4 protein-coding genes are annotated in these 3,468 nt (G+C 46.1%); 1 reads left to right on the top strand and 3 read right to left on the bottom strand.

Features of this window, described 5'->3' with window-relative positions:
• Window positions 1–162: 162 nt before the first annotated feature.
• Window positions 163–384 carry a hypothetical protein gene (locus M0Q40_12575; protein ID MCK9223421.1) on the top strand — a complete coding sequence of 74 codons (222 nt, stop codon included), beginning with the start codon at window positions 163–165 and terminating at the stop codon, window positions 382–384.
• 152 nt (window positions 385–536) lie between these two features.
• On the opposite strand, the gene M0Q40_12580 is transcribed toward M0Q40_12575, so the two are convergent.
• Genes M0Q40_12580 through M0Q40_12590 form a run of 3 tightly spaced genes read right to left on the bottom strand, consistent with a single transcriptional unit; the run spans window position 537 to window position 1,689 of the window.
• Complete coding sequence (locus tag M0Q40_12580) at window positions 537–926, bottom strand: hypothetical protein (GenBank protein ID MCK9223422.1); 390 nt, start codon at window positions 924–926, stop codon at window positions 537–539.
• 15 nt (window positions 927–941) lie between these two features.
• Window positions 942–1,316 carry a hypothetical protein gene (locus M0Q40_12585; GenBank protein MCK9223423.1) on the bottom strand — a complete coding sequence of 125 codons (375 nt, stop codon included), beginning with the start codon at window positions 1,314–1,316 and terminating at the stop codon, window positions 942–944.
• Window positions 1,306–1,689: a DUF2089 domain-containing protein gene (locus M0Q40_12590; GenBank protein ID MCK9223424.1), complete on the bottom strand. Its 384-nt coding sequence runs from the start codon at window positions 1,687–1,689 to the stop codon at window positions 1,306–1,308. The genes M0Q40_12585 and M0Q40_12590 overlap by 11 nt, the downstream gene beginning before the upstream one ends.
• Window positions 1,690–3,468 lie beyond the last annotated feature (1,779 nt).

The raw sequence follows: 3,468 nt of genomic DNA on the forward strand, positions 1-3,468 counted from the left end.
GCTGATCATATTTTTCTGCTATGCGAAAATGCCGTATTCATGGGATCGTCTTGGGGTAAACACATTTTTGCCCCAAGAGCAAATCCCGTTACAATGCCTACTTCCAAACATCGCAAATAGCTCAAGGAGTTGGTCGCCTCCGGTATTGCGGCGCCGTACCATTTGGCGGTTGATGGTAAAGGACAGATCTATTCCATCAACTATTCCGTTGAACCGGTTTTAACGATGATTGCACCTACCGGCGAGGTGATCGGTACATACACCAAAGGAGACTTAGGGCTCAAAACCGATGGCAGTGGGATCGCGATCACAAAGGACGGGCAACGTCTGTTTATCCTCGATCAGACGAACATCTCCGTTTCTTGGTATCGGTGGGTCGAGTAGACTGGGTTACGATGCGAAACAGTCCGGGCGATTCGTAGACAGCCAACAAGATCCAGAAATAACCCATCCCATTGGACGACTGATCACAGGAAAACTGGAGTTGGTTCTTTCTTTTAGCAAGAACCAACTCCAGTCTCCTGGGTAAAGTGAGCTCAGGCAAAACGAATGTTTACCACTCTGCCTTCTTCGTCTTTGATGTTAACAAGCTCAAACGGTCCTGCGGTACGGATAACCTTATAGATGTCTTTCAATGCTACAACGCCTTGTCTAGTCAGGAGTCTTTCCATTGATGGGTTGCATGTCGAAGGGCCTTCCTTCTCGTTAACACAGACAGCAGTAGTCTCTTCGCCGAGTTCGGTCTCAGCCGGCAAATTGGACGACCCCTTCTGCTCCAGTCTACCCGGGCCTGTTTTCAGATGAACCACAATCCATAGGACACCGATGGCTATACTAACCAAAAACAACGGTACCGGAATCGTCATTGCCCTCTTTTCGCTCTGATCTTTGACCCTAACTAACAGGAGGAAGTTGCGTCGAGTCACCTGCTTCGCCTCCAGCTAATCAAGGTAAATCCTTACTGACTCACCATCTTCGGTATCGATGTTGACTAACTCGCCTTCGGCTCCTTCATAGATCATCTGAAATATTTCATCTAGATCAATTCCTTGGCTATCCAGTTCCTCTTTTGTCCGTTGTGGCATAAAAGACATCGCCATTTTGCACAGCGCCAGAGGAACGTTTACTTCTACCCGCTCATTTGAATCCGCCTCCTGAATCTCAATGCGAAGGAAACGTTTTGATCTACTACTCCTGAATATCGCTGGCGAGTTATCCCCTTCCTCCACGGTTCCCAGCAACTTATCGGCTTCATCAGCTGTAATCGTTCCGTTGGCGCACATTTCCAGGATCTTCCTTCTCTCTTCACCGGTCATCTTTGTAGTCTCCTTTTCTTAGCATTTCGATTCCGTCTTTGGCACTGATGGTACCTTTTTCAATTTCCTCTAATACGCCCATACGATCGACCCTGTTTTCGTCTTCCACAGCAAAACCCAAGGCCTCAATGACCGCATTTAGGCGATTTTTCACCGTCGGATAGGATATACCCAGTTCCTTTTCTACATCCTTGATACTACCTCGGCATTTGATAAAGGTAAGCACAAAATCTCGATCAGACTGTTCTAATCTACACAAGGGACAGACTTCAAATTGTCCTCCTATGTAGGTGTTACACTTCTTGCACTCTAACCGGGCAACTACAAGTTCGGAGTGGCATACAGGACAGCTACCCAAAAGTGGTTTCTTCACTATGTATACCTCCATTCCGCTAATAATCATTCGTATCCTGTCGGCCCGCATTAATATTATTAATCATTAGTTTGAGAAAGTCAAGGTCCAACTCAATTATTTTATTCTGCTTTCGGTATTCCCCAAGACTCCACAATGAAGAGAGCTAACCCTATAGTCATTGACTGACGTGCAAGGGTTTCCTGATAGTCATGGTAGTTTTGGTAAGCTTGCGGAATAGAAAGCCCGGTAAAGATCGACAATAGCGTTCTGTTTCCTCTCAACGGGGTGGTACCAAGGTTCATAACAAGATTCGGGCGGCAGTTGTTTTTTGTGTTTGTGGCAACCTAATCCATGAAAGTATCGGCTGTTGCTCACAAGGAGGTCCGGGTTTAGGGTAGTAATACATTTAGAAGGGACCATGGAAACTCTAGGCCTATAGTAACCGGAGTATAATTTGCATCAATATACGCAAGATCGTTGATGTTATGTCCAATTACCCTAGGCAAAGTAAACCCTACCCAAACACATGAGATCTACTATTACTGTATCGGCCACCAAAATGGGCTTGTGCCAAAGCGTTTGGGTTCGTATTTCTGTTCCACCGAGCTAGGGTTCTCCAATAGAGCTGGAAAGCCCTCCATAAAGAACTACGTAGGCGAGGGTACAAAGGGGAGTTCAAGGAACTCTCCACGCGGAAATGGAGAAACTCTGCAAGTCCCTTGCTTTCAATGGCATTGCCAGACAGTTGGTTTGATGAGATCGGTCTAGTAAACCTCCAGGATACGAGGTTGGATTATCCAACGACTGAAGCTTGCTAGGAGCCGTGTACGGGTCCGTACGCACGGTTCTTTGAAAGGGCCGCCGCTAGGAAAGATCACCTAGCGGCACCCTACTCGATTCGCCTCCCTCCACGTGCCCGATGCCAACCTAATTCGATTCCATCATCTTTACATTATTCTGCCCCACTATCTGCCATCTTAACAAAATAAAGTGACCGAAACATGATAACAAAATAATAAACTAAACCGAGTGTAAGAGTATGGAAACCACTACAACAGTACACCGATGCGGCTAAACACAGTTTTCTAGAAGGCGCAGATAGTTGGTTGGTGGCCTATGCTAGGGTGAAAGGATGTGTTGTGGTTACTCGTGAAACCTGATTCGAAGATTGAGAGGCAGGTAAAGACTCCTAACCTCTGCAAGAAATTTACGATCTCTTACGTGAACACCTATATGCTTCGTAGTCTTGGAGGACTTGGTTGCTAGGCAGCTGCGACCCGCGATTCCTTCCTTGGGAATTGACAGGACCGATCAAGATGCCAATCAAGTCTATCACCATGATGACCTGCGTAAGCCCTTTCGGACTTCCCCCCGTTGAAATGGCACAGAGACTACATAACTTTGGAGTCCCCCTGTATGTTAGCATAGTTGTCGTGTAGGTGGTACACTATTATACAAGAAAAAGATATTCAAGAGATTTCAAGGATAGCATCTTGAGGCAATTGAAGCCACCAGTAAATAAAACAGTAAATGAAATACACGCAGAGACGGGCATCCCCGGAAGCACTATTTACACTTGGATTTCTAAGGCTCGGAACGAAGGACAGTTGATTTCCAATAGCAGTCCCTCTAATGAAGACAAGTGGCGTAAAGAAGATAAGGCCCGCATTGATAGAAACCTATACCATGAATGAGCAGGAGCTAGGCGAGTATTGCCGCAAACATGGTCTATACTCCACTGATGTTAAGAGATGGCACCGAATTTTTGATTCGTCCTTCAACGCAAAAAGGCCATCA

Source organism: Limnochordia bacterium, assembly GCA_023230925.1.
Lineage (GTDB): Bacteria > Bacillota > Limnochordia > DUMW01 > DUMW01 > JALNWK01.